Source organism: Pseudomonas sp. R11F, assembly GCF_050312575.1.
Classification (GTDB): domain Bacteria; phylum Pseudomonadota; class Gammaproteobacteria; order Pseudomonadales; family Pseudomonadaceae; genus Aquipseudomonas; species Aquipseudomonas palleroniana.
Window position 1 is genome coordinate 37,832 of the sequence record NZ_JBNPJU010000070.1, and the last position, 25,808, is coordinate 63,639.

The window sequence follows — 25,808 nt, forward strand, 5'->3', positions numbered from 1 at the left end:
GCGTTTGCTGCGGCAACGGGCTGCTGTTGCCCAAAAAAAACTAAAAACGAGAGTAAAACCATGCGACCAACGACACGCTACTTCACCCTCATCCCGGTACTCGGCGCCCTGGCGGCACCGGCCATGGCCTATCAGGTCACCGACAACCTCGACCTTGGCGGCGCCGTGCGTGCGCGCTGGGACTATGATCCGGACCGCGATATTCAAAAGTTCGGGCTCGACACCGTGTTTCTCAGCGCCAAGTACAACTCCGACACCTGGATTGGTGAGGCGCAGTACCGATTTTATGGGCGCTCTTACCCTTACCAGTACACCAAGAATTACGGCGACATCCAGTTCGCCAAATTCGCCTGGGTAGGCTACAAGTTCAACCCGGACCAGCAAGTGCAAGTGGGCTTGAACACCGTGCCGTTCGGCTTGCAGCCGTATTTCGGCAGTACCTTCTATGAAACCCTGGGCAACGTGATCGGCCTGGAAGATGTGCAACAGGTCGGCACCAAGTACATCCAGCAAAGTGGCGACTGGAACATCCAGGCCGGTTATTACCTGCGCCCGGCGTGGCAAGGCAAAGGCACCAGCAAGGGCGTGACCTATTCCAGCGTGATTTCCGAAGCCGACAGTTATGTCGCCGACGGCAGCAATAACCAGGAGCGCAACACCGTGGTGGTGCGCGTCGCCAAAGCCATGGACCTGGGCGGCTGGAAATCCGAAGTCGGCCTGTCGGGCCTGACCTCGACCCTGGAAAACAAGGACACCGGCAATGACGGCCGACGCAACGCCGTAGCCATCCACTACCTGGGCAAAAACGGTCCATGGGGCCTGCAATTGCAGGCGGCGCGCCAACAGATGTCACCGCGCAACGAGGGCACCAATGGCGTGGTCACACTGGGCGGTTATGACGGCACCTTCAACGTCGCCAGCCGCGGCAATCTGTATGTGGCGGACCTGAGTTATGACGTGGCCGGTAAATACCTGTTCGACCAGATCAGCGGCGTGAAGCTGTACGCCAACTACAGCGCTTTCGACAAGTCCGACGATGCCTTCAAGACCTCGCAACGAGTGATCCTCGGTACCTCGTTCTCGTTCAGCAAGTTGTGGATCGCCACAGAGTGGTTGATCGGCAAGAACGACCCCTACATCGGCGGCAGCAGCTACACCCAGAGCCTGGGTGCCGGGGGCAGTAACCAGTGGGAAAATCAGCTGTACATGAACATTGGTTATTACTTCTAATAGGCGGCGTCAGCGCTGACGCCATCGGGGGCAAGCCCCCTCCCACATTTGATCGGCGGCGCGGTCAAAAATGTGGGAGCTGGCTTGCCTGCGATGAGGGCAGTGAAAACACTATAAAAACAATGTGTGGAACCCGAACCATGCGCCAACTCCCTGCCCTCAACATGCTCCGCGTCTTCGAAGAAGTCGCTCGCCACCGCAGTTTCAGCCAGGCCGCCGTGAGCCTCAACGTTACCCAGGGCGCGGTCAGCCGCCAGATCAAGCAACTGGAGGACTATCTGGGCGTCACCCTGTTTATCCGCACGCCTCAGGGCCTGTCCCTGACCGAAGCCGGCTTCGCCCTCTCACCGCATTTGAGCGACGCCTTCGACCATATCGAACGCGCCCTGCAGGCCGTGCGCGTACCCAACCTGCGCCAGCGCCTGCGTGTCGTTGCACCACCAACCTGGGCCACGCGCTGGCTGTCGGCGCGCTTGCGCGGGTTCTGTGAGCACTATCCGGATATCAACCTCAGCGTCACCCACCAGAGCCACCAGGAGAGCCTGGCCGAGATCGACTGCCGCATTCGCTTCGGCCTGGACGCAGACCCGCATTGGCACAGTGAGTTATTGGTGATGGAGCGCCATATCGCCGTAGCCAGCCCGGAGCTGTTTATCGACGGCCAACCGCCCGACCTGCGACGCTTCCCGCTGCTGCATATCCTGCACGACGGCAAGCGTTTGAAAGTCTGGGAAAACTGGCTGGCGGCGATGGGCCGCGACGATATCGATGCGGGCCGGGGCCTGGAATTCAGCACCCTGGACCAAGTGATCCACACCGCCCTGGCCGGCGGTGGGCTGGCGGTGATCGACCGGCAAATGATCGAGCGCGAACTGGCCAACGGCAGTTTGCTGCCGATCACCCCGGTGGAGGTGATCGGGCCGTATGGCTATTGGCTGGATGTGGCAGCGGACAAGCAGGGGTTATCCAAGGTTGGTCTGTTTACTGAGTGGTTGGGGCGTGTGAGCAATCCCTGACAGGCACTCACCCACCCCGGATACACCTACACCCTGACAGCATTCGCCCTTTTCACGCCGACCGCCGCGTGCTGATCGACCGGGCTCTGCGCCTTGCACGCCTGGCTCAGCGTCAGCGCTTTGGTTTCCGGGGCCCAGGCCCAGGAAATGATTGCGCCGAACACCAGGATCGCCGCCAGAATGCCCATGGTCGGGCTCAAGCCGATCCCGGCCACGCTGACCGGCAACAGGAACGTACTGATCGCCGAGCCCAAACGGCTGACCGCAGTCGCCAGACCGATGCCGCTGGCACGTACCTCGGTGGGAAAGCTTTCCGCCGGAAACACACCCACCAGATTGCTGACCGCCGACAACACCAACGTGAATATGCCAAATGTCAGCACCATCAACCATGCCAGGCTACCCGGCAATACCGCCAGCAGGAATAGTGCCGCCGCGAGGATGATGAACGAGTTGATCAGAAAGCCACGGCGCGAGAACTTCACCGTGCACCAGATACCGAGCAGCGCGCCGACAATCAGCAATAAGTTGAGCAGCAACTCAGTGCCGAATCCCTGGGACAACCCCATCTTCTGCAGGATCGATGGCAAGAACGTGTAGATCGCAAAGTACGGCATCACGATGCACACGAAGAACAGGCAGTTGAAGGCCGTGCGCTTGCGGTACTCAGGGCTGAACAGCACGCCATAGCCGGAGCGGGTCTGCGCGGACGGTTCTTCATCCAGCAGCACGTGCTCGCCCAGGTGTTTTTTGACAATGGCGCGGGCTTCGGCGATGCGCCCACGGTTGACCAGCCAGCGCGGTGATTCCGGGGTGCCGATGCGGGCGAGCAGGATCAACCCGGCGGGGATTGCCGAAGACGCCAGCATCCAGCGCCAGGCGTCGTCGCCGAGGCTGAGCATGGCGGTGCCGACAAAGGTCGCGGCCACATAGCCGAAGGTCCAGATCACACTGAACGAGCCGAGCAGCACACCGCGGTGTTTCTTCGGTGAGAACTCGGCAAGCATGGCGTGGCCCACGCTGAAATCACCGCCCAGGCCGATGCCGATCAAGATACGACACAGCAACAGGCTCATGGCCGTTTCAACAAAGAACTGCATCACCGACGCTACGGTAATCAGTACGAAGCTGACCAGGAAGATTTTCTGCCGGCCGAGGGTGTCGGAAATCCAGCCGAAAAACAGGCTGCCCAAAAACAGACCGATCAGGGCCGAAGCACCGATCAAGCCTTGCCAGAAGGCATCGAGTTGCATTTGTGGGCTGAGCAAGGTGAAAGCGATACCGATCAGGCCAAGAATATAGCCGTCGGTGAAATGCGCGCCGAAGGTCAGGCCGGCAATCTTGAGGTGAAACCGACCGATCGGCAGATCGTCGATTTTGACGGGTTGTACAGTCATGGTGTTCTCCATATTGTTGTTTTTGACGGAGTAACAGCCGGTGCCCCTGCGGGCACCGGTTCAAATCAGAAGCTACAGGCCTCCCATCAACAGGTATTTGATCTCCAGATAATCCTCCAGGCCGTACTTGGAACCCTCACGGCCGAGCCCCGACTCCTTGATACCGCCAAACGGCGCGACTTCAGTGGAAATGATCCCTTCGTTGATGCCGACCATGCCCGCCTCCAAGCCCTCGGCCATGCGCCAGACGCGGCCGATATCGCGGCTGTAGAAGTAGGCGGACAAGCCGAACGGCGTGTCATTGGCCCGTTGCAGCACCTCGGCTTCGTCCGTGAAACGAAAGCACGCCGCCACGGGGCCGAAGGTTTCTTCCTGGGCGATCAACATGTCGCCGTTGGCTTCAGTGAGAATCGTCGGCTCAAAGAAGGTGCCGCCCAGCGCATGGCGACGGCCGCCGCAGAGCAGCTTGGCGCCCTTCTCCAACGCGTCGCCCACATGGGCTTCGACCTTGGCCAAGGCGGCTGCGTTGATCAGCGGGCCTTGCTCGGTGTCGCCGTCCAACGCACTGCCCACACGCATGGCGCTGACCGCTTCGGCCAATTTACGGGTAAAGGCCTCGTACACGCCGTCCTGGATATAGAAGCGGTTGACGCACACGCAGGTCTGCCCGGTGTTACGGAACTTGGAGGCCATGGCACCTTTGACGGCGGCGTCCAGGTCAGCATCGTCGAACACGATAAACGGCGCATTGCCGCCCAGTTCCAGCGAGACTTTTTTCAGCGTGTCGGCGGCCTGGCGCATCAGCAATTTGCCGGTGCGAGTGGACCCGGTGAACGACAGCTTGCGCACAACGCCAGACGCTTGCAGCGCACCACCAATGGCGACGGCGTCACCCGAAACGATGTTGAATACACCGGCTGGAATACCCGCCTGCTCGGCCAGCACCGCCAAGGCAAAAGCCGACAACGGCGTTTCTTCCGACGGTTTGAGGATCATCGTGCAACCGGCCGCCAGTGCCGGGCCGACTTTGCGGGTGACCATCGCCAGGGGAAAATTCCACGGCGTGATCGCAGCCACGACACCAATCGCTTCCTTGGTCACGATGATGCGTGCATCAGCCTTGTGGGTCGGGATCACATCGCCATAGGCGCGCTTGGCTTCTTCGGCGAACCACTCCAGGAAGCTTGCCGCGTAGACCACTTCGCCCATGGCTTCGGCCAGGGGTTTGCCCTGTTCCAGGCTGAGCAGCTGAGCCAGGTCTTTCTGGTTGCCCAGCATCAGCTCGCTCCAACGCTTGAGACGCTGGCTGCGCTCCTTGGCGGTGAGCTTGCGCCAGGCCGGCAAGGCACGGTGGGCAGCATCGATGGCCAGCTGGGTTTCTTCAGCGCCGGCGCGCTGCACATCGACGATCAGCGCGCCATTGGCCGGGTTGAGTACCGGATAGGTGGGGCCACCGCTGGACCATTGGCCATCGATGTAGTTGCCAGTACGGATCAGCGGGTTCATGCCACGGCCTCGGTCAGGTTGAAACGGTCCAGGCCCGGGCGGGCCTCACGCAGGATGCGCTTGCCGGCGGTGTAGTCATTGATCACATCGCACGGGGTGTAATTGCGCTCCAGTTCGTGCAGTTCTTCGGCATCCAGGCGGGTGTCGAGGGCCGCCAGCGCACTGTCGAATTGCGCGGTGGTATCGGCGCCGACCAGCATGACGTCGACGCCAGGATGGTTGGCGACCCACGCCTGGGCGATCTGCGCGTTGGACACGCCACGGGCACGGGCCACACGCTGTACCGAATGGGCGATATCGAACGAGGCCTGGTCGCTGTACATCTGCTGGGTAAAGAAATCGGTCTGGTTACGCGTCGATTGCACCTCACCCGTGAGCAAACCACGCGCCAGCGGGCTGAACACCGAGACGCCCAGGCCCTGGTCTCGGCAGAACGGGATCATCTCGCGCTCTTCTTCGCGGTAGGCGCAGTTCAGTTGCAACTGCATGTTGATAGGCTTGACCCAACCGTTGCGCTCGCAGGCCATCAGTATTTTGGCAAGCTGCCCCGTGAGCATGGTCGACACGCCAATGTAGCGGGCCTTGCCGGAGCGCACGATGTCGTTGAGCGCACACATCGTCTCTTCCACCGGGGTGTTCACGTCAAAGTAATGCAGCATGAACACATCGACGTAATCCATGCCCAGACGGCTCAGGGACGCGTCGATGCTGTCCATGATGTGCTTGCGCGAGTGGCCACTGGCGTTGATACCGCTGCGGGTGCCGTAGCCGACCTTGGTGGTGACCACGATCTCGTCACGTCGCGCCACGCGCTTGAGGATGCGCCCCACCACTTCTTCGCCGACACCGGCGGAGTAGAAGTCGGCCAGGTCAATGAAGTTGACGCCGTTGGCCAGGGCATGGGCGACGATCGGCTCGCTTTGCTTTTCGTCGAAAATCCACGGTTTCCAGTCCGGGGTGCCCATATTCATGGTGCCCAGGCACAGGCGTGAGACTTGCAGGCCGGAGTTGCCCAAACGGATGTATTGCATGGCAGTCTCCTCAGGCTTTCGGCGTGTAGAAAGGATTGCTGATGTGATTGACCACATCGGCCAACTGCGCGGTGTACGGCGTGCCATTCAGGGCGGCGCGGATCGCGGTGCGACAGGCGTTGTAGTTGTTCAGGTAGACGGCGTCCAGATCATCGCAGGCCGGGTTGACCCAGTTGGCGGTGACAATCGCCCATTCGTCTTCGGCCTCGGCCGGCAAGGTGCCGTCCAGCAACGCTTCAAGCACCGCTTTGGCGATCCCGGCCTGGGACGCACCCCAGGTGGCATTGCCGTGCAGGTCGCTGCCGATGGCGGCTTTGTTGACGTAGAGGGTCATGGGTTTGACCGGGATGTTCGGCTGGGCGATCACCATGAACGGGCAATGGCCCTGGCTTGGCGACGCGAGGCTGTTGGCGAACGCCTGGCCGGCCGGGCCATTGCGTGGGCCGATGAGAATGTTGATATGGGCAGCATTGACGCCTGGGCCTTCGAAGCCTTCGCCGATGTACAGATCAAGTGCTTTCATTTTCGCAAACGCTCATTGTTGTTATGGGGAGCTTGTTGGCGAATTTTTAGCATTGAGCTTCGAAGCGGCCGTAACCATTAAAAGTCATGGGGGTGTGAGTTTTTCTCATAGCCCTGCGACCCCTGCGCGCATTCCTGCGCGTTGACCCCGCCTGCCACACACCATATAGTGTGCCCACAAACAGAACAGACCACTATATAGTGTGCAGAATTGGAATTTCCCCACCACACTCTGCGCAGTATTTCAATGCCATGAAGCCTGCAACCCCCTATTTTTTCGAGCACCAGGAAGGAGAATTTCAATGCTGAGTTGGGATGAAGTCGACAACGAAGACACCGGTGCAGCGGTGATCAGGGGCGCCAACGCCGGCCACGCCACCGAAGCCAACATGGACCGCCTCGACGGCGCCGGCGCTGCCGCCGCGGTTGAAGCCCGCGCCGTCACCGCCAGTGACTCCGCCGCCATCGTGCGCGCCAAGGCCGCCCTCGACAAACTCGACATCGCCGAAGGCCTCGCCGAACTCGAAGGCGCCTCCGCCCGCGTCGCCGTTGACGAAAAACGCATGATCAACTGCCGCGCCGACCTCAACCAGCTCGTGCCTTTCAAGTACGACTGGGCCTGGCAGAAGTACCTAGACGGCTGCGCCAACCACTGGATGCCGCAAGAGGTCAACATGACCGCCGACATCGCCCTGTGGAAAAACCCCGAGGGCCTGACCGACGACGAACGCCGCATCGTCATGCGCAACCTCGGCTTCTTCTCCACCGCCGACTCGCTGGTCGCCAACAACCTGGTCCTGGCCGTGTACCGCCTGATCACCAACCCGGAGTGCCGCCAGTACATCCTGCGCCAGGCCTTCGAAGAAGCGATCCACACCCACGCCTACCAGTACTGCATCGAATCGCTGGCCATGGATGAAGGCGAGATCTTCAACATGTACCACGAGATCCCATCGGTCGCCAAAAAAGCCGCCTGGGGCCTGAAATACACCCGTTCGATCTCCGATCCGAAGTTCGAAACCGGCACCGTCGAAACCGACAAAGAGCTGCTGCGCAACCTGGTCGCCTACTACTGCGTGCTGGAAGGCATCTTCTTCTACTGCGGCTTCACCCAGATCCTCTCCATGGGCCGCCGCAACAAAATGACCGGCGTCGCCGAGCAGTTCCAGTACATCCTGCGCGACGAGTCGATGCACCTGAACTTCGGTATCGACGTGATCAACCAGATCAAAATCGAAAACCCACACCTGTGGGATGCCGAGATGAAGGAAGAAGCGACCCAGATGATCCTGCAAGGGACTCAGCTGGAGATCGAATACGCTCGCGACACCATGCCTCGCGGCGTGCTGGGGATGAATGCGGCGATGATGGAAGACTATTTGAAGTTCATCGCTAACCGTCGGTTGTCGCAGATTGGTCTTAAGGAAGAGTATCCAGGCACTACCAACCCGTTCCCGTGGATGAGCGAGATCATGGACTTGAAGAAAGAGAAGAATTTCTTCGAGACTCGGGTGATCGAGTACCAGACCGGCGGCGCGCTGAGCTGGGATTGATCAAGACGGATGCCCAATCAAACCATCAAGACGCCCTGCGTCGGCCTCTGCTCCACCGTTTACGGGGACCTGGTCTGCCGGGGCTGCAAGCGTTATCACCATGAAGTGATCCAGTGGAACGGCTACAACGCCGAGGAGAAGCAGGCAGTCTGGCTGCGCCTGGAGCAACTGCTGGTGCAGGTAATGGCCAGCAAGCTGGAGGTATTTGACGCGTCTGTTCTGCGTCAGCAACTGGAAACCCGCAAGATCCGCTTCGTGCCGCACCAGTCACCCTATTGCTGGGCGTACCAGCTGATTGCCCGGGGCGCGCGGGTGATTTCCAAGTTGGAGGCCTATGGCCTGGCGTTGTTGCCGGAATTTCGTGAGCGCAGCCTGGCCGATCTGCGGGATGCGATTGACCGGGAGTTTTTCCTGCTGTCCGAAGCGCATTACGAGCGGTATATCGCACCACGCTTTCTGCAGGACGCATTCGAGCCGGCGTTGATCGCCACAGCCTAACCCGCAACACAAATAAAATGTGGGAGGGGCGGTGCGACGATTCGACTTGCTCCCTCCCACATTTGATCTCTGTGGTTCAGGCGATCCAGGACGGGTCACGCTCCGCCTGCAAGCCATATCGCTCAATCGCCTGCCGGCACACTTCGCGCTCCAAACTGCCCTGCTCCACCAACGCCGTCAGCGCCGCCAGCACGAGGTGATGGCGGTCCACCTCAAAGAAATCCCGTAGCGCCGCCCGTGTATCACTGCGCCCAAAGCCGTCGGTGCCGAGCACGGTGTAGCTGGAGTCCAGATACGAGCCCACCATCTGCGGCACGGCCCGTACATAGTCGGACACCGCGATCACCGGCGCGCCTTTGGGCAAGCATTCAGCCAGGTGACTGACCCGCTTGACGCCCTGCGGATGCAAGCGATTCCACCGTTCCACCTCCCGTGCATCCCGGGCCAGCTCGCTGAAACTGGTCACGCTGAACACTTCGCTCGCCACCTGCCAATCGTCCGCCAGCAGTTGTGCCGCAGCCTGGACCTCGCGCACCAGCGTACCGGCCCCGAGCAGGCGCACTTGTGCCTCGGCAGCGCCTTCCAGGCGATACATACCCTTGATGATCGCCGCTTGCACGCCCACCGGCAGGCTGGGCTGAGGGTAGCTTTCGTTCATCAGGGTCACGTAGTAGAACTCATCCACATCCTGCTCGAGCATTTGCCGCATGCCGTGGTCGAGGATCACTGCGAACTCGCCGGCAAACGCCGGATCGTAGGCGCGACAATTGGGCACGGTGGCCGCCGTGAGGTGGCTGCTGCCGTCCTGATGCTGCAAGCCTTCGCCCCCCAGGGTGGTGCGCCCGGCGGTAGCCCCCAGCAGAAAGCCCCGGGCGCGTTGATCGGCGGCGGCCCAGATCAGGTCGCCGACGCGCTGGAAGCCGAACATCGAGTAATAGATGTAGAACGGCAGCATGCGCAGACCGTGCACCGAATAGCTGGTGGCCGCCGCGACCCAGGAGCTGATGGCGCTGGCTTCGCTGATGCCTTCTTCAAGGATTTGCCCGTCGGTGGCTTCGCGGTAGCTGAGGATCGACCCGATGTCTTCCGGCTCGTAACGCTGGCCGACGCTGGAATAAATACCGATCTGCTTGAACAGATTGGCCATGCCGAAGGTACGCGCCTCGTCCGCCACGATGGGCACGATGCGCGGGCCGAGCGCCTTGTCCTTGAGCAGGTTGGTGAGCATGCGCACAAAGGCCATGGTCGTGGACATTTCCTTACCGTCGGCGCCAGTGGCGAAACCGGCGTAACCCGTCAGCGGCGGCACACTGACCGGCGCTGCCTGCTGGGCACGGCTCGGCACATAACCGCCCAAGGCTGCGCGGCGCTGGTGCAGGTAGCGCATTTCCAGGCTGTCATCGCCAGGTTTATAGAAGCTCAGGGATTCGGTCTGCTCATCCGTCAACGGCAAGCGAAAGCGGTCACGAAAGGCGATCAATGCCTCACGATCGAGCTTTTTCTGCTGGTGAGTGGTCATCTTGCCCTGCCCGGCCTCACCCATGCCAAAGCCCTTTTTGGTCTGGGCCAGGATCACCGTGGGCTTGCCTTTGACCCGGCGCGCGGCGTGGTAGGCCGCGTGGATCTTGAGCATATCGTGGCCACCCCGCTTGAGGCCGTCGATCTGTTCATCGCTCATGCCTTCGACCCGCTTGGCCATGGCCGCGCTTTGGCCGAAGAAGTGTTCGCGGTTGTAGGCACCGTCCTTGGCGGCGAACGTCTGAAATTGGCCGTCGACGGTGTTCGACAAGGTATCGACCAGCGAGCCGTCGGTGTCTTGGGCGAGCAAAGCGTCCCAGTCCGAGCCCCACACCAGCTTGATCACGTTCCAGCCGGCGCCGGCGAATAACGCCTCCAGTTCGTCGATGATCCGCCCGTTGCCCCGCACCGGGCCGTCGAGGCGTTGCAGGTTGCAGTTGACGACCCAGGTCAGGTTGTCCAGCCCTTCACGGGCGGCCAGGGTCAGCGCCGACATGCTTTCCGGCTCGTCCATTTCGCCGTCACCGAACACGCCCCACACGTGGCGGTCGGTGGTGTCCTGCAGGCCGCGGTGCTGCAGGTAGCGCATGAAACGCGCCTGGAAAATCGAACTGATGGGGCCGATGCCCATGGAACCGGTGGGGAACTGCCAGAAGTCCGGCATCAACCAAGGGTGCGGATAGCTGCAAAGGCCGCGTGCGCCGGATTTTGCGCCGCCCAGTTCCTGGCGATAGTGTGCCAGGTCGTTCTCGCTCAAGCGCCCCTCAAGGAAGGCCCGGGCATAGATGCCTGGCGCCGAGTGCGGCTGGTAAAACACCAGGTCACCGCCAAAATGCTCGTTGCGGGCACGGAAAAAGTGATTGAAGCCCACTTCGAACAAATCCGCGGCACTGGCGTAGCTGGCGATATGGCCACCCAGTTCACCGTAGGCCTGGTTGGCCCGCACCACCATGGCCAAGGCATTCCAGCGCACCCACGAGGCCAGGCGCTCTTCGGTGGCCAGGTCGCCGGGAAAGGCCGGCTGCTGCTCGACGCTGATGCTGTTGATATACGGTGTGCCGTGGCGCGGCTTCCAGTCGATGTGCGGCGCACTGCCCTCGCGGGCGAGCAGGTCGAGGATCTGCCGCGCCCGCGCAGGCCCGGCGTGGGAGGCCAGTGAAGCCAGGGCGTCACGCCATTCGTCCAGCTCTTGCTGATCCAACGCCGTGTGATTGACTGCACTTGCGAAACCGTTCATGAGCACCTCCGGGCTTTTTTTCCAGTTTATGTGGGTGCTTGAGGATTTTTTGCCTGTTATCAGGCGCGGTTTGCGGCGGTTTGAGCATGAATCACTGCCAATCGGCTTTTTACCAGCACATCGTGCTCAAGCCCCCCGAAACCACCCAACTGTGTTTAAAATGCCGCCCGCTCAATGACCGACGCTCGACGATGACCCCAGACGCACTCGCCACCCTGCACGCTCACCTGCTCACCGCCCTGGCCAGCCCACCGGCGGAGACCCGCCGCCTGTTTCACGGCCGCGGCCGCTGCTGGCCGGGCCTGGAGCAACTGACCGTGGACTGGTTGCAAGGCGTGGTGCTGGTCGCGTTGTTCAAGGAGCCGGAGCCTGCCCAGCTGGAAGCCTTGAAACAGTTGCTGCAGACACACTTGGGTGCTTACACCGTCGCCCTGCAACACCGTTATCTGCCGCAAAGCACCACCGAATGGCTGGTGGGCGACGCGGTAGATGAGCTGACGATTACCGAAGGTGGCCTGCGCTACCTGATCGACCTGGGTAAAAAACAGAACAGCGGGCTGTTCCTCGATATGCGCTACGGCCGCAACTGGGTACGCGAACAGGCCACGGGCCAGCGGGTACTCAACCTTTTTGCCTATACCTGCGGGTTCTCGGTGGCGGCGATCGAAGGCGGCGCCGAACATGTGGTGAACCTGGACATGGCCCGTGGCGCCCTAAGCCGTGGCCGCGACAACCATCGCCTGAATGGACATGACCTGAGCAAAGTCACGTTTCTGGGCCACGACCTGTTCAAATCCTGGGCCAAGGTCATCAACGGCGGCCCCTACGACCTGGTGATCATCGACCCACCGTCGTTCCAGAAAGGCAGCTTTTTATTGACCAAGGACTATCAGCGCGTGTTGCGCCGCCTGCCGGATCTGCTTACAGCACAGGGCACGGTGCTGGCCTGCATGAACGACCCGGCCTTCGGCGAAGACTTCCTGATTGATGGCGTAACTCGCGAAGCGCCGGGCCTGCGCTTTGTGGAACGCCTGGCAAACCCGCCGGAATTCCCCGACGTCGACCCTCAAAGCGGTTTAAAGGCCCTGGTGTTCCGTCAGGGCTGATGCCGAAACGTCTTACGCTTGCTACGCTAAGGGATACGCCGGGGTGGTGAACCTTATCCCCCCCTTCCCGGTCGATAACTGCATTCCCTGGCCAGACTCGACGGCGTTACGTTGTCGGCTGCCCTGTTTCACCTTTTGGAGATCCGCCCGTGATATCGACCCTGCATGTAGCCAGACTCAAAGCCTGGGGCGCCCACGGCTTTACCGCCACCGGTGTGGTGCTGGCCTTCCTGGCGACCCTGGCACTGCTGGAAAACTCGCCCAAGGCTTGCCTGTTGTGGCTGGGCCTGGCGCTGGTGGTCGATGGCGTCGACGGCTCGCTGGCGCGACGGGTCAATGTGAGCACGGTGTTGCCCAGCTTTGATGGCTCGGTGCTGGACCTGGTGATTGATTACCTGACCTATGTGTTCATTCCGGCCTTGTTTATCTACCGCTATATCGACCTGCCGGACTTTACCCATCTGTTTACGGTGTCGGTGATCCTGGTGTCGTCGCTGTTCTGCTTCTGCAATGTGAACATGAAGAGCAAGGACAACTACTTCGTCGGCTTCCCGGCCGCGTGGAACGTGGTGGCGTTGTGCGTGTATATCATCCAGCCCGAAGCCTGGGTCACCTTGTTGACGGTGATTGGCCTGGCGCTGCTGACCGTGACGCCGATGAAGTTTCTGCATCCGTTTCGAGTGAAGCGTTTCATGCCGCTGAATATCGCGGTGACCACGATCTGGCTGTTGTGCAGCTTTCTGATGGTGGTGGATTACCCGAATACCAACCCGTGGACGTTCGGGTTGTGGTCGCTGATGTCGGCTTATTTCCTCGGGATCTGCGTGTGGCGCACCGCGCTGGAATGGCTCGACAAACGCCACAGCTGATCACGCTGGAAAAAGTGGGAGGGGCTTGCTCCCTCCCACATTTGGATCTGGGTGCATCACACGGGTAAGATGACCGCCTCTCGCTTAGCGCCCTGCCAATAATAAGCCCTGCCCATGCCCTTCGAACTCAGCGTTGACCTCACCACCCTAGCCATTCTCGCCGTCGTAGCCTTCATTGCCGGTTTCATCGACGCCATCGCCGGCGGCGGCGGGTTGCTCACCACGCCGGCCCTGCTTACCGCCGGCATGCCGCCGCACCTGGTGTTGGGCACCAACAAACTCAGCTCGACGTTCGGCTCCGCCACGGCAAGCTTCACCTTCTATCGACGCAAGCTGTTCAACCCGCGCCAGTGGGTGCACGCCATCATCGGTACGCTGGTCGGCGCGCTGACCGGTGCCGTGGTCGCCCACTACCTGCCTGCCGAAACCCTGAACAAAATGCTCCCGGTGATCGTGTTCGCCTGTGGCGTGTACCTGCTGTTCGGCGGCACACCCAAGGCACCGCTGGATGCCGATGCACCGATCAAGAAGAAATGGCAAGCCACCCAAGGTTTTGGCCTGGGCTTCTACGACGGCGTGGCCGGCCCCGGCACCGGTGCGTTCTGGACGGTGAGCACCATGCTGCTGCACCCGATCGACCTGGTGAAGGCCAGCGGCGTGGCGCGCAGCATGAACTTCGTGAGCAACGCGGCGGCGCTGACGGTGTTTATCATCAATGGCTCGGTGGACTGGATCGTCGGCCTGGCCATGGGCCTTTCGGTGATGTGCGGCGCGTTCTTTGGCGCGCGCAGCGCGATCAGCGGCGGCGCCAAATTCATTCGGCCGGTGTTTATCACTGTGGTGCTCGGCCTGACGGTACGCCTAGCCTGGCAGCACTGGTTCAGCGTGGCCTAGACGACGCGCCAGGTAGAGGTCAATCAGGTAACGCGCAATCGAGCGTGAGGCCGGCAACGGCGGTAGCTCGTGGATGTTGAACCACTGCGCATCTTCGATTTCGTCGGCCTGGGGCACGATATCGCCCCCGGCGTATTCGGCATGGAACCCCAGCATCATCGAATGCGGGAACGGCCAGCATTGGCTGCCCATGTACTGGATGTTCTTGACCTCCACCTGCACCTCTTCGCGCACCTCGCGGATCAGGCAGTCTTCGGCCGACTCGCCCGGCTCGGCAAACCCGGCCAGGGTGCTGTAGACGCCCGTGACAAAGCGCGGCGAACGCGCCAGTAGAATCTCGTCGCCACGGGTCACCAGCACGATCATGCTCGGCGAGATCCGTGGGTAGCTGCGCAGGTCGCAGGCCTGGCAATACATCGCACGCTCGCGTGGAACCTGAACCATCGCCTGGCCGCAGCTGCCGCAAAAACGGTGCTCCCGCGCCCAGGTGCCGATCTGCGCGGCGTAGCCCAACACTTTGTACAGCGTGTGATCACCTTGCAGCATAAAGCCGCGCAACCCCTGCCAACTGCAACCCGGCACCTGGTCGGCCGAGTTGAGCTCCAGCAAGTACACCGGTTCACCGTCGAGGTGGCCGATGCCATGCTCGGCAAACACCGACAGGTCCTGGCGCTTGAGCCACTCCCTGGGAAACAGCGGGCCATTGCTGTCATGCAAAAAGCCGTCACGGCTGCGGGCGACGGCCCAGCCGCCTGGCGTGTCGTTGTCGAGCAGGGTTGTGGTTATCCAGCCTGGGGTCATGTCAGTCAATCCACGAATTCGGGTTTCTGCTTACTCATGTGGGCCGCAATGGCCACGCGCAGGTCGTTGGATTGCAACATAGCCGCGTTCCAGGTGGCAACGTATTCCAGACCGTCATTGATGGTGTGATCACGCATGTAGCTGATCATGGCCTTGGTGCCGGTCACGGCAATCGGCGACTTGGCGGCGATCTCATGGGCGATTTCCATCACCCCGGCCAGCAGGCTTTCCGGGTCGGCATACACACGATTGACCAGGCCGATGTCACGCGCTTCTTCGGCACCGAACTGGCGGCCGGTGTAGGCCAACTCGCGCAGCATGCCGTCACCGATAATGCGCGGCAGGCGCTGCAAGGTGCCGACGTCGGCGGCCATGCCGATGTCGATTTCCTTGATCGAGAACTGCGCCCCTTCGGCGGCATAGCGCATGTCACAGGCGCTGATCAGGTCGATGGCACCGCCGATGCAATAACCCTGGATCGCCGCCAATACCGGTTTACGGCAATTGTCGACGGCATTGAACGAGGCTTGCAGTTCGAGGATCTTGCGCCGCAGCAGGCGTGCGTTGCGCCCGACATCCTTGCCGAACTCGTTGGCCACCGAGGCGAGCATCATCAAGTCGATGCCCGACGAGAAATGCTTGCCTGCGCCGCTGAGCACCACCGCACGTACGGCATCGGTGTCTTCGATCCATTGGAAGATGTCGATGATTTCGGTCCAGAACGCCGCGTTCATCGCGTTGATCTTTTCCGGGCGGTTGATCTGCACATGGGCAACGTTGCCGGTGAGTTCGACGACGAAAGCTTGGTATTCGGACATGGCAGTGATCCCTGACTGGCGAGTGATAAGGCTCGAACTATAACAAGGGTGCGCGACGGCGCATCGGCCAAAAACGGGACTGGCAAAGTAATGCAATGTTGCAGGCGCGCCCTGCATGCAGTACCGATACATTTCCTCCAGCAGACGCGACTGATCGGTTATACCATCAGGGCCCTAGCCTGGAGCAACCTTATGCCGCCCACGTTTCGTTCGTCGCTGACGCTGGCCCTGGTGGTCGTGTTGACCGGTATCGGCGCGGGTTTGGGCGGGATGTGCCTGGCGCTGTTGCTGCACGGCATTCAACACCTGGCGTACGGCTACAGCCTCGACAGCCTGGTCAGCCATCAAACCTTTTTGTGGGGCGTGACCGCCGCGACACCCGAACGCCGCCTGCACGTGCTGATGGTGTGCGGGCTGGTGGCCGGGCTGGGCTGGTGGACGCTCTATCGCTATGGCCGCCCGCTGGTGAGCGTCAAGCAGGCCGTGTCGGCAAGCCTGCCGATCATGCCGGCCAAGACCACCCTCGCCCACGCCGTCTTGCAGATCATCACGGTGGCGCTCGGCTCGCCCCTGGGCCGTGAAGTGGCGCCCCGTGAGGTTGGCGCGCTGGCCGCCACCTGGCTGTCCCAACGCGCACGACTAACGCCGGAGATGCACCGGCTGCTCGTCGCCTGTGGTGCGGGCGCCGGGCTGGCGGCGGTGTATAACGTACCGTTGGGCGGCGCGGTGTTTGTACTGGAAGTGCTGGTGGGCGCATTCAGCTGGCCGGCCGCACTGATGGCGTTGGCCACGTCGGCTATCGGCGCAGCGGTGGCATGGCTCGGGCTGGGGGCGGAAGCGCAATACGTCGTGCCGCACTTTGTGCTGAGCCCGGCGCTGATCGCCTGGGCCGTGGTGTGCGGGCCGGTGTTCGGCGTGGCCGCCTACGGCTTTACCCGCCTGACCGGCGCCGCCAGGGCCCATGCGGCACGCGGGTGGCGCCTGCCGGTGCTGGCGCTGCTCAACTTCAGCCTGATTGGCGGGTTGGCCATGCTGCTGCCGCAGATCCTCGGCAACGGCAAAGGCCCGGCGCAACTGGGCTTTGATAATGAACTGGGCATTGGCCTGGCCGCCGTGTTGCTGGTCGCCAAGGTGCTGGTCACCGCTGCCAGCTTGCGCACCGGTGCCGAGGGCGGCCTGCTGACACCCGGCCTGGCCAATGGCGCATTACTGGCGATCATCCTGGGCGGTGCCTGGAGCCTGATGCTCCCCGGCGTACCGCTGGGTGCCTTTGCAATCATCGGCGCGGCGGCCTTCCTGGCGGCCAGCATGAGCATGCCGTTGACCGCCATTGTGCTGGTGGCGGAATTCACCCGTATCGAGCATGACTTTCTGGTGCCGATCATCCTGGCCGTCATCGGCTCGGTGTGCGTGAGCAAGCTGTGCCAACGCTGGGAAAACACTGGAAAAAAGCCGGCCTAAGCGCCATCCTTCGCGCTCTAAGCTGCCCACCCGCAGCGCTCGACGCTTAAAGGATATGCCCATGCACGCCCAACCCCTCGCCCCCGCCGATTTCGAATTTCTCGAAGACACCCTGCTCAAGTACGGCGACGATCATTCGGTGCTGAACCTGGCCGAACTCGACGGCTATTTCACGGCGTTGGTCTCCAGCCCCGCGCAGGTGGAAGTCGGCGAGTGGTTTCCGGCGATCTGGGGTGGGCAAAATCCCGACTGGGAAAGCGTGGACGAGGCCCAGCGCTTCCTGGAACTGTGCGTACGGCATATGAATACACTGGCGGCGCAGTTGGCGACCGACGCCCAGGCGTTCAAGGCACGTTTTGATGACACCGACCATCAGGGCCAAGCCGTCACGCTCGCCGAAGAGTGGTGCTTTGGTTACATCCGTGGTGCGGCCATCGGCAACTGGCCAGAGTTGCCGGCTGCCGAAGCCGCGCCGCTGGAAAAGATCTCCTGGTGCGCCGAGCAGGATAACTTCGAGTTGCCGGCAGACCTGGATGTAGGCGCCCATCAACAGCGGGTCAGCGAAATCGAACCGGCTGCGCGGGCGCTACATGATTACTGGTTGGCCAAGCGTTAAGCCGGCTTATTTGAAGTCCAGATCAAACGCCTGGTAGAACGCATTGCCGGTGTTGGCCACGATCCACATCAGCACCACCACGTGCCGGCCCTTCTTGCCCTTGGGCAGCGTCACCTGATGCTCGACCTTGGCTTTGAGCGCGTCGGCATGTTGGTAGTACGGCACTTGGGTGTAGAAATCCTCGAAAAACGGCTTGGCTTCCAACTGAGCGCGGCTGATGCGCTGTTTCGGGTCCCAGCCATCCTTGGTGATAAGCCAGCGGTAGCCCCGGGTGACGTGGGGCGCGGTGTATTCCCACTGCACCTTGAACACCTGGCCGGCCTCGACGTTCAACAACGGCCAGGTAAACGGCGTATTGAGCTTCTTGCTCATCTCTTCATCGGTGAAGTTGAGGCAGTCGCGATCGTCAGTCTTGCCGCCGCTCAGGATATGCCCATCGGCAGGTGGCGTGACACTCTGGTCATCGGTTTGATAAGGCGCGGGAAACGGCCCGGCGTTGAGTGCCGGGAAATTCTTGCCGCCTTCCATTTCGTTGACTTGCCAGTTGCCCAGCAGCCCGCGTTCCACCGCAACCGAGCCACGGCTGGCCGGGGTCACGACGCGACCATGCTTGAGTTGAGTCTGGGGTTTGTTCATTTCAGTCACTCCTTGATTGAAAACTCCCCGGGATGGAGAGCGACCTGAACTTACCCCACCACCCGCGCTTGTCCACCGAGCCACAGCGTAGGAAAAGTTACATGGCACGCACGTCCCATTGAGCAGACGCATTTGTCCTGCGCCGGATTTGGGTATGTGCCTACCTTGCAAGGGGGCATCCACCTACAGCTCTTGTCCTGGGACCGGTAGCGGCCTGAACCACCCGAGCACCGACCGCACTGCGGAAAATACCGCTCGGCGGTGATCCCCGCTCGACAAGCACCGCGCCTATACCCGATTATTCGGGTCCGCCCGTTGGCCGCGCCAGCCACCTTGCCTTGACCAGGAGCCTTGTACCTTGAGTTCGCAGAAAACCGTGACCGTGACACCGCCCAACTTCCCCCTGAACGGCAAGGTCGCGCCCCCCGGCTCCAAGTCCATTACCAACCGCGCCCTGTTGCTGGCGGCCCTGGCCAACGGCACCAGCCGCCTGAGTGGTGCGCTGAAGAGCGATGACACCCGCCATATGTCGGTGGCGCTGCGCCAGATGGGCGTGACCATTGATGAGCCGGACGACACCACCTTTGTCGTCACCAGCACGGGCAAACTGCAACTGCCTGCACAACCGTTGTTCCTCGGCAATGCCGGTACCGCCATGCGTTTTCTCACCGCCGCCGTGGCCACCGTGCAAGGCACCGTGGTACTGACCGGCGACGACTATATGCAAAAACGCCCGATCGGCCCGCTGCTGGCGACCCTTGGCCAGAACGGTATCCGCGTCGACAGCCCCACCGGCTGCCCGCCGGTGACGGTGCACGGCGTGGGCAAGGTGCAAGCCAAGCGTTTCGAGATCGATGGCGGTTTATCCAGCCAGTACGTGTCGGCCCTGCTGATGCTCGCGGCCTGCGGCGAAGCACCGATTGATGTGGCGTTGACCGGCAAGGACATCGGCGCCCGTGGCTACGTGGACCTGACCCTGGACTGCATGCGGGCCTTCGGCGCGCAGGTCGAGGTGGTCGACGACAGCACCTGGCGCGTGGCTCCGACCGGCTATGCCGCGCATGACTACCTGATCGAACCCGACGCCTCCGCCGCCACCTATCTGTGGGCCGCTGAAGTGTTGACCGGTGGTCGCATCGATATCGGCGTGGCGGCGCAGGACTTCACCCAGCCGGACGCCAAGGCCCAGGCCGTGATCGCGCAATTCCCGAACATGCAGGCCGAGGTCGTCGGCTCGCAGATGCAGGACGCGATCCCGACCCTGGCGGTGCTCGCAGCCTTCAACAACACGCCGGTCCGCTTCACGGAACTGGCCAACCTGCGCGTGAAAGAATGCGACCGCGTACAGGCCCTGCACGACGGCCTCAACGAAATCCGCCCGGGCCTGGCGACCATCGAAGGCGACGACCTGTTGGTGGCAAGCGACCCGGCACTCGCCGGCACCGCATGCGCGGCGCTGATCGACACCCACGCCGACCACCGCATCGCCATGTGCTTTGCCCTAGCCGGGCTGAAAGTCTCAGGTATCCGCATCCAAGACCCCGACTGCGTGGCCAAGACCTATCCTGAATACTGGAAGGCCCTGGGTAGCCTTGGGGTTACGCTGAGCTACTGAAGCCGGCGGCGTCGGAATGGGGAGGTCGTGCACATGACAATTCGCCAACCCTGCCCACCCGGCGCCTGCGTTTGCGATCGCGAACAATTGCTGGACGTGCCCGGTGCCGACTTACGTATCCTGCATCTGACGCGCCAGGAAGAGAAACGCCTGATCGAACGCCTCGAAGACCTCAAGAGCCTGCAAGACCTGGAACACATGCAACAGCGGATGTACGAGTTATTGGGCATCCGCCTGCATATCGCGCCGGGGCATACCGAGGTCAAGAGCATGCGCGGGATCCAGATCGTCATCGATGAACTGCCGGGTATGTGTCGCAAGACCCGGCAGGCGATCCCGGCAGCGATTCGTCGCGGCATGGAGAAACGCCCGGAAATTGCCTACCGCTTGCTGGATGCCCACGACCTGTTTCGCGAAGGCTGAATCAGCTGGCGACCGGCTCGTCCTCAAACACCCTCTGCCCGATGGCCTTCGCCGTCTGCAAATGCGCCTGCGCAGTGCCACTTTCCGATTCCAGCAACAGCTGCGATGTCACCACCTGCGCCCCGCAGTAATCAAAGATGCCGTAGTCGATTTGCGTGCGCATGGCCTGGGCGTAACCGTGCCGCTCAAACGCCCCCTCATCCGCCGCACCGACTGCGAGCAAGTGCACCTGCACATGGCGCAGCTTTTTCACCACCGGCAAATCCGGGCCGTAATCGATCGCCCAACCGTTGACGAACACGCGGTCCACCCAGCCCTTGAGCAAAGCCGGCAACGACCACCAATAAATCGGAAACACCAGCACCAAGGCATCCGCGCGGTCGATACGCGCCTGTTCGGCAAGCACGTCAGCCGGTGGGGTGGCACGGGCGCGATGCACCTGGTGATCGGCCAGGGTATAGCGCGGATCGAAGCCTTCGCCCGCAAGGTCAGCGATTTCATAGCTGTGCCCGGACGCAGTGAGGCCAGCAGCGACCTGCGCCGCCAGGCTGTGGGTGAGCGATGCCGGGTCGTGGTGAGCAACAACGATCAAAGCGTGCATGACAATGACTCCCTTTCGGTTTAGGCTGCACCTAAATTACTTTTAGTAAGTTACCTCTAGTAAGTTACGTTTGGTATATAAGCATGTCAAGTCATGAATCCCCTGCCCCACGTCGACGCTTGTCTCGCGAAGATCGCTTTCGCCAATTGCTCGAAGTGGCCTGGCAACTGGTGCGCGAAGAAGGCACCGACGCGCTCACGCTGGGTCGCCTGGCGGAACTGGCAGGTGTCACCAAGCCGGTGGTGTATGACCATTTCGTCACGCGGGCGGGGTTGTTGGCTGCGCTGTATGAAGATTTTGACGGGCGGCAGAATCAGCTTTTTGCCGAGGCCATCGAAGCCAGCGCGGCCACCCTGGAAGATCGGGCCGGGGTGATCGCCGCGTGTTACGTCGATTGCGTGTTACTGCAAGGTCGGGAGATTCCCGGGGTGATCGCCGCACTCAGCAGCTCGCCGGAACTGGAGGCGCTCAAGCGACGATACGAGGCGATCTTCCTCGATAAATGCCGTGAGGCGCTGTCACCATTTGCCCCTGGCAGGCAGGTTTCCCAAGCCGGGCTGCGGGCCATGCTGGGGGCAGCGGAAGCCCTGTCCCAGGCCGCCGCCAGCGGCGAACTCAGCCGTGAAGAGGCGCAACAGGAACTGCTGGCGACGATCCTCGCGATGGTCAATCGCAGTTAAACGTACATCTGCCGCAAGGGCGCGAGTTTCAACCGCGAGCCTGTAGAAACAACTGCACCTTGCGCGCCAATTGATCCAGATGGCGATCGCGCTGCTTCTCGGCATCGACCATGGCGCGCTTGCCGTGTTTTTGCAGCAGGTAGGTGTGAATCTGCCGCACTTCCAACGAGCGGTAGATGGCCGCGACATCCATCACGCCCATCAGGCCGTCGGTGCCATAGTCGCGAGTGTTCATCAGCACCTGCGTGCCACGCGCGCCGCGCACTTGAAACCCCATGGCCTCGAAGGTCGCGACCTTTTCCACGGCGCACGCCAGCTCGGCATGGGGGTAGCGTGCGAGTACGTCCTGCAGCATCGCCCGCGCGATCCCCTGGCGCCGATACCCGGCTTGCACGGCCATGAAGGCAATACCGCAGGCGTGCGGATCATCCTTCACCGGCAGATAGAGGCAAAAGCCCACCACCTGTTCCTCCTCCATCGCCACGACCAGTTCGACGGCGATGCCCTTTGCCCCATCCAAGGCCTCCAGGTACAGGTGCACCTCAAAACCGATGGCGTATTGGTAGATGTTGTAGAGCAAGTTGCTCGGCGGCAACGCGACACTGCTGATGTCGGTGAGGTTGTCCACCACCATCTGCAGGATCTGGCCATTGATGGCTTCGGGGCACGGCGTGGTGTAACGGGTAAGGCTGAACATGCAAATTCCTGGGGTTTCGCGTCAAGGCAACGGCGATTGTACCTGTTGCAGGCACACCTCACGCAAACAGCCGCGCAGCCAGCGATGGGCCAGGTCGGCGTCCTGACGTGGGTGCCAGAGCATCGCCACGGTGAAAGGCGGTAGCGCAACCGGCAAGGTAAACCGGAACAGCCCCTCGGGCTGATTGGCCGTGTAGCGTTCGGGCACGCTGGCGATCAGATCGCTGGCGCGGGCCAGGGCGACAGCGGTGGAGAACCCCGCCACAACCGTGCAGATCTGCCGGCTCAAGCCCTGCGCTTCAAGGGCATCGTCAATCTGGCCACGGTCCTGGCCGCGCCGCGAGACATACACGTGGCCGCCTTCGGCAAAACGCGCAGCGCTGATTTCACCCTGGCTCAGCGCATGGCCGCTGCGCACCACCCCGATCAACCGGTCGCGAAACAGCGCCTGGGTCAGCACCTCGGGGCCGGCGCCGGCGTCGACCACGCCGGTTTCCAGGTCGACACTGCCGTCGCGGAGCCAGTCCGTGTGTTTGTCGGTTTTATTGATGAAGCGCAGCCGCACGCCCGGCGCGTCCCGGCCGATGCGCGCGAGCAGCGCAGGGCCGAAGCTTTCGACGAACTCCTCGCTGGTGCGCAGGGTAAAGCTGCGCGTCACGCGTCGCATATCCACGGATTGTGCGGGGCGCAGCACGCCTTGGGCCTGCTGCACCAGGCTGCCGACCTGTTCGCGCAATGCCTGGGCACGTGGCGTGGGCACCAGTCGGCGACCGGCGCGGACCAGCAACGGGTCGCCGGTGGTTTCGCGCAGACGCGCCAGTGCCCGGCTCATGGCCGACGGGCTCAAGCCCAGGCGCTTGGCGGCACCGGCGACGCTGCCTTCGCTCAACAAGACGTCCAGGGTAATCAGCAGATTGAGATCGGGCATCGGCACTCCTGACAAGGCGTTATACGCACGTATTAACTGCAAACCATGCGCCTTCCGCCATGTTAAACGAGGTCGTAGATTGGTGACATCCGCTTTCATTCAAGGAATCATCCATGCAGACCTCCTCCCGAGGCGCTCTTTGGAGCCTGTGTTTGTCCATGTTGCTGGCCTCGCTCGGCACCAGCATTGCCAATGTCGGCTTACCCTCGTTGGCGCAGGTGTTCGAGACGTCATTTCATGCCGTGCAGTGGGTGGTACTGGTGTATCTGCTGGCAATCACGGCGGTGATTGTTGCGGCCGGCAGCCTGGGTGATCGCGTGGGGCGCCGGCGCTTATTGCTGATCGGGCTGCTGCTGTTTGCGCTGGCCTGCGGGTTGTGTGCGGCCGCGCCGTCGCTGCCATGGCTGGTGGTCGCACGGGGACTGCAGGGGCTGGGGGCGGCGAGCATGATGGCAATGACCTTGGCGCTGGTCGGCGACACCGTCACCAAAGCGCACACGGGCCGTGTCATGGGGTTGCTCGGCACAATGTCGGCGCTGGGTACCGCCCTGGGTCCGAGCATCGGCGGAGTACTGCTCAGCCTGTGGGGTTGGCGGGCGCTGTTTCTGGTCGGCCTGCCATTGGGCATGCTGGCGACCACCCTCGCCTATCGCTACCTGCCGGCTGATCGGCTGCGCAGATCGGATGCCACCGGCCTGGGCTGGCGTGTCGCACTGGCCGATGGGCCGTTGCGCGCCGGCCTGGCGATGAGCGCGCTGATTGCCGCCGTGATCATGGCGACCTTTGTCGTCGGCCCGTTTTATCTGTCCCGTGGCCTGGGGCTCGATGCGACCTGGATGGGCCTGGCCATGGCCGTTGGCCCCTGCGTGGCGGCCTGCGCCGGCGTACCGGCGGGCCGTCTCACCGACCACTTCGGCAGCCGCCGCATGACCCTTGCCGGCCTGGGCTTGTTGTTCTGTGGCGCCCTGCTGTTGTCATGCGCCAGCGGCCTGCCGGCGTACCTGACGGCACTGGTGGTTTTGACCTGCGGCTACAGCCTGTTCCAGGCGGCCAACAACACCGCGGTGATGAGCGACGTGCACGCGACCCACCGAGGCACGGTCTCGGGCCTGCTGAACCTGTCGCGCAACCTGGGCCTGATTATCGGCACTTCGGCCCTCGGCGCAGTGTTTGCCTGGGCCACGCCGGATGTTACGAATGCCCCCGCACAATCGGTCGCCAACGGCCTGCATGCGACCTTCAGCGTCGCGCTGGGGCTGATCCTGTTGGCGGTCGTAATACGACACAAATATTGACAAGATAAAATCGTAACGACTATTGTCTGACAACCTGATCAACAAGGCTGTCCCATGCTTGAGCTCCAACGCCCCGACTCGCTGGTCGTACGGGTTGTCAGCGCCATTCGCGCAGAAATCGATTCCGGCCGACTGCCGCCGGAGTCCCGCATGCCCACAGAGCAGCAACTGGCCGAGCAGCTCAACGTCAGCCGTTCCGTGGTGCGCGAAGCCATCGCACAGCTCAAGGCCGATGGCGTCATCACCGCACGAAGGGGCCTGGGTTCGTTCATTTCACAGACGCCGGCCGGTACAGTGTTCCGTTTTCCGCAGCAAGATGGCCGCCGTCCAGACCTGGCGCAAATGTTCGAGGTGCGTCTGTGGATCGAAACCCAAGCCGCTTCAATCGCTGCCCGGCGCCGCGATGAGGCTGACCTGCAGCGCATGAAAGGCGCCTTGCAGGCCATGCAGGACAACCGCGATAACTTCGAAGCCGCCGCCATCGCCGATGTGGAGTTCCATCGCGCCATTGCCGACGCCAGTAAAAATGACTACTTCGTGGCCTTTCACGATTTCCTGCGTAGCCAGTTGGCCAGCGCCCGCAAAACCGCCTGGGAAAACTCGGCGTCGCGTTTTGCCACCGGCTCCGCTGATGCGACGCAGGAACACCAACGGCTCTACCAGGCGATTGTCGACGGTGATGCGCAACGCGCCGCCGCCAGTGCCGAGGCGCATTTGCGAGCCGCAGCCCGGCGCCTGAGCCTGGAACTGCCGACTACCGCCTGATCCTATGAATAGCGTGTCCTGGACACGCCCTTTTTTTAACAAAAACATTAGTCTGACAACCTGATAAGCAGACCAAAATGTATAACGGTAGGTATT

25 protein-coding genes are annotated in these 25,808 nt (G+C 62.1%); 14 read left to right on the forward strand and 11 right to left on the reverse strand.

Annotation, left to right across the window (positions count from 1 at the left end; translation table 11 throughout):
* Window positions 1-60 precede the first annotated feature (60 nt).
* Together ACQRBV_RS23085 and ACQRBV_RS23090 are read left to right on the forward strand one after the other, a co-directional pair.
* Entirely contained in the window at window positions 61-1,230 is a 1,170-nt protein-coding gene (locus tag ACQRBV_RS23085) for a hypothetical protein (RefSeq protein WP_161548887.1), read from the forward strand.
* A gap of 140 nt (window positions 1,231-1,370) precedes the next feature.
* Entirely contained in the window at window positions 1,371-2,246 is an 876-nt protein-coding gene (locus ACQRBV_RS23090; RefSeq protein ID WP_411983932.1) for a LysR substrate-binding domain-containing protein, read from the forward strand.
* A 26-nt stretch (window positions 2,247-2,272) separates the two neighbouring features.
* On the opposite strand, the gene ACQRBV_RS23095 is transcribed toward ACQRBV_RS23090, so the two are convergent.
* From ACQRBV_RS23095 to fae, 4 genes are all read right to left on the reverse strand, one after another.
* Window positions 2,273-3,643 (reverse strand): MFS transporter, encoded by a 1,371-nt coding sequence (locus tag ACQRBV_RS23095; RefSeq protein WP_411983931.1) that lies wholly within the window; start codon window positions 3,641-3,643, stop codon window positions 2,273-2,275.
* Window positions 3,644-3,715: 72 nt separating this feature from the next.
* Window positions 3,716-5,149, reverse strand: a complete 1,434-nt coding sequence (locus ACQRBV_RS23100) for an NAD-dependent succinate-semialdehyde dehydrogenase (RefSeq protein ID WP_411983930.1) — start codon at window positions 5,147-5,149, stop codon at window positions 3,716-3,718.
* Window positions 5,146-6,180: an aldo/keto reductase gene (locus ACQRBV_RS23105; protein ID WP_060752764.1), complete on the reverse strand. Its 1,035-nt coding sequence runs from the start codon at window positions 6,178-6,180 to the stop codon at window positions 5,146-5,148. The genes ACQRBV_RS23100 and ACQRBV_RS23105 overlap by 4 nt, the downstream gene beginning before the upstream one ends.
* Before the next feature lie 10 nt (window positions 6,181-6,190).
* Entirely contained in the window at window positions 6,191-6,703 is a 513-nt protein-coding gene (gene fae, locus ACQRBV_RS23110; RefSeq protein WP_060752763.1) for a formaldehyde-activating enzyme, read from the reverse strand.
* 301 nt (window positions 6,704-7,004) lie between these two features.
* On the opposite strand from fae, the gene ACQRBV_RS23115 reads away from it, so the two are divergent.
* Window positions 7,005-8,255 carry a ribonucleotide-diphosphate reductase subunit beta gene (locus ACQRBV_RS23115; RefSeq protein ID WP_205343706.1) on the forward strand — a complete coding sequence of 417 codons (1,251 nt, stop codon included), beginning with the start codon at window positions 7,005-7,007 and terminating at the stop codon, window positions 8,253-8,255.
* 9 nt (window positions 8,256-8,264) lie between these two features.
* Window positions 8,265-8,753 (forward strand): DUF1289 domain-containing protein, encoded by a 489-nt coding sequence (locus ACQRBV_RS23120; RefSeq protein WP_060757013.1) that lies wholly within the window; start codon window positions 8,265-8,267, stop codon window positions 8,751-8,753.
* A 76-nt stretch (window positions 8,754-8,829) separates the two neighbouring features.
* Here ACQRBV_RS23120 and mdeB read toward each other — a convergent pair whose 3' ends face one another.
* Entirely contained in the window at window positions 8,830-11,508 is a 2,679-nt protein-coding gene (gene mdeB / locus ACQRBV_RS23125) for an alpha-ketoglutarate dehydrogenase (protein ID WP_244383673.1), read from the reverse strand.
* Between the two features lie 191 nt (window positions 11,509-11,699).
* On the opposite strand from mdeB, the gene ACQRBV_RS23130 reads away from it, so the two are divergent.
* The 3 genes from ACQRBV_RS23130 to ACQRBV_RS23140 all read left to right on the forward strand — a co-directional run bounded on the left by ACQRBV_RS23130 (window position 11,700) and on the right by ACQRBV_RS23140 (window position 14,377).
* A complete protein-coding gene (locus ACQRBV_RS23130) occupies window positions 11,700-12,614 on the forward strand; it encodes a class I SAM-dependent methyltransferase (RefSeq protein WP_411984401.1) in 915 nt (304 codons plus the stop codon).
* A gap of 149 nt (window positions 12,615-12,763) precedes the next feature.
* Complete coding sequence (pcsA, locus tag ACQRBV_RS23135; protein WP_060757016.1) at window positions 12,764-13,483, forward strand: phosphatidylcholine synthase; 720 nt, start codon at window positions 12,764-12,766, stop codon at window positions 13,481-13,483.
* Between the two features lie 114 nt (window positions 13,484-13,597).
* Complete coding sequence (locus ACQRBV_RS23140) at window positions 13,598-14,377, forward strand: TSUP family transporter (protein ID WP_060757017.1); 780 nt, start codon at window positions 13,598-13,600, stop codon at window positions 14,375-14,377.
* Here ACQRBV_RS23140 and nudC read toward each other — a convergent pair.
* Window positions 14,345-15,178 (reverse strand): NAD(+) diphosphatase, encoded by an 834-nt coding sequence (nudC, locus tag ACQRBV_RS23145; protein ID WP_411983929.1) that lies wholly within the window; start codon window positions 15,176-15,178, stop codon window positions 14,345-14,347. The two genes, ACQRBV_RS23140 and nudC, sit on opposite strands and share 33 nt — an antisense overlap.
* Before the next feature lie 5 nt (window positions 15,179-15,183).
* Window positions 15,184-15,996 (reverse strand): crotonase/enoyl-CoA hydratase family protein, encoded by an 813-nt coding sequence (locus ACQRBV_RS23150; protein WP_060757019.1) that lies wholly within the window; start codon window positions 15,994-15,996, stop codon window positions 15,184-15,186.
* Window positions 15,997-16,188: 192 nt separating this feature from the next.
* Here ACQRBV_RS23150 and ACQRBV_RS23155 point away from each other — a divergent pair, with 192 nt between their 5' ends.
* A complete protein-coding gene (locus ACQRBV_RS23155) occupies window positions 16,189-17,457 on the forward strand; it encodes a chloride channel protein (protein WP_411983928.1) in 1,269 nt (422 codons plus the stop codon).
* Window positions 17,458-17,518: 61 nt separating this feature from the next.
* Window positions 17,519-18,073, forward strand: coding sequence for a UPF0149 family protein (locus ACQRBV_RS23160; protein WP_411983927.1), 555 nt, complete (start codon window positions 17,519-17,521; stop codon window positions 18,071-18,073).
* 6 nt (window positions 18,074-18,079) lie between these two features.
* Here the strand turns inward: ACQRBV_RS23160 and ACQRBV_RS23165 are convergent, their stop codons facing one another.
* Complete coding sequence (locus tag ACQRBV_RS23165) at window positions 18,080-18,709, reverse strand: lytic polysaccharide monooxygenase auxiliary activity family 9 protein (protein ID WP_060757022.1); 630 nt, start codon at window positions 18,707-18,709, stop codon at window positions 18,080-18,082.
* A gap of 358 nt (window positions 18,710-19,067) precedes the next feature.
* Here ACQRBV_RS23165 and aroA point away from each other — a divergent pair, with 358 nt between their 5' ends.
* Both aroA and ACQRBV_RS23175 read left to right on the forward strand, forming a co-directional pair.
* Window positions 19,068-20,324: a 3-phosphoshikimate 1-carboxyvinyltransferase gene (gene aroA, locus ACQRBV_RS23170; protein WP_411983926.1), complete on the forward strand. Its 1,257-nt coding sequence runs from the start codon at window positions 19,068-19,070 to the stop codon at window positions 20,322-20,324.
* Window positions 20,325-20,357: 33 nt separating this feature from the next.
* Complete coding sequence (locus tag ACQRBV_RS23175; RefSeq protein ID WP_060757024.1) at window positions 20,358-20,747, forward strand: hypothetical protein; 390 nt, start codon at window positions 20,358-20,360, stop codon at window positions 20,745-20,747.
* A gap of 1 nt (window position 20,748) precedes the next feature.
* On the opposite strand, the gene ACQRBV_RS23180 is transcribed toward ACQRBV_RS23175, so the two are convergent.
* On the reverse strand, window positions 20,749-21,348 hold the full coding sequence (locus ACQRBV_RS23180; RefSeq protein ID WP_090371346.1) for an NAD(P)H-dependent oxidoreductase: 600 nt from the start codon (window positions 21,346-21,348) through the stop codon (window positions 20,749-20,751).
* Window positions 21,349-21,431: 83 nt separating this feature from the next.
* Here ACQRBV_RS23180 and ACQRBV_RS23185 point away from each other — a divergent pair, with 83 nt between their 5' ends.
* Window positions 21,432-22,028 carry a TetR/AcrR family transcriptional regulator gene (locus ACQRBV_RS23185; protein WP_104993515.1) on the forward strand — a complete coding sequence of 199 codons (597 nt, stop codon included), beginning with the start codon at window positions 21,432-21,434 and terminating at the stop codon, window positions 22,026-22,028.
* Window positions 22,029-22,056: 28 nt separating this feature from the next.
* Here ACQRBV_RS23185 and ACQRBV_RS23190 read toward each other — a convergent pair whose 3' ends face one another.
* Window positions 22,057-22,725, reverse strand: coding sequence for a GNAT family N-acetyltransferase (locus ACQRBV_RS23190; protein ID WP_411983925.1), 669 nt, complete (start codon window positions 22,723-22,725; stop codon window positions 22,057-22,059).
* A gap of 21 nt (window positions 22,726-22,746) precedes the next feature.
* Window positions 22,747-23,652, reverse strand: coding sequence for a LysR family transcriptional regulator (locus ACQRBV_RS23195; protein WP_411983924.1), 906 nt, complete (start codon window positions 23,650-23,652; stop codon window positions 22,747-22,749).
* A 113-nt stretch (window positions 23,653-23,765) separates the two neighbouring features.
* On the opposite strand from ACQRBV_RS23195, the gene ACQRBV_RS23200 reads away from it, so the two are divergent.
* Together ACQRBV_RS23200 and ACQRBV_RS23205 are read left to right on the forward strand one after the other, a co-directional pair.
* Entirely contained in the window at window positions 23,766-24,947 is a 1,182-nt protein-coding gene (locus ACQRBV_RS23200; protein ID WP_411983923.1) for an MFS transporter, read from the forward strand.
* 54 nt (window positions 24,948-25,001) lie between these two features.
* Entirely contained in the window at window positions 25,002-25,712 is a 711-nt protein-coding gene (locus ACQRBV_RS23205) for a FadR/GntR family transcriptional regulator (RefSeq protein ID WP_060757030.1), read from the forward strand.
* Window positions 25,713-25,808: the final 96 nt, after the last annotated feature.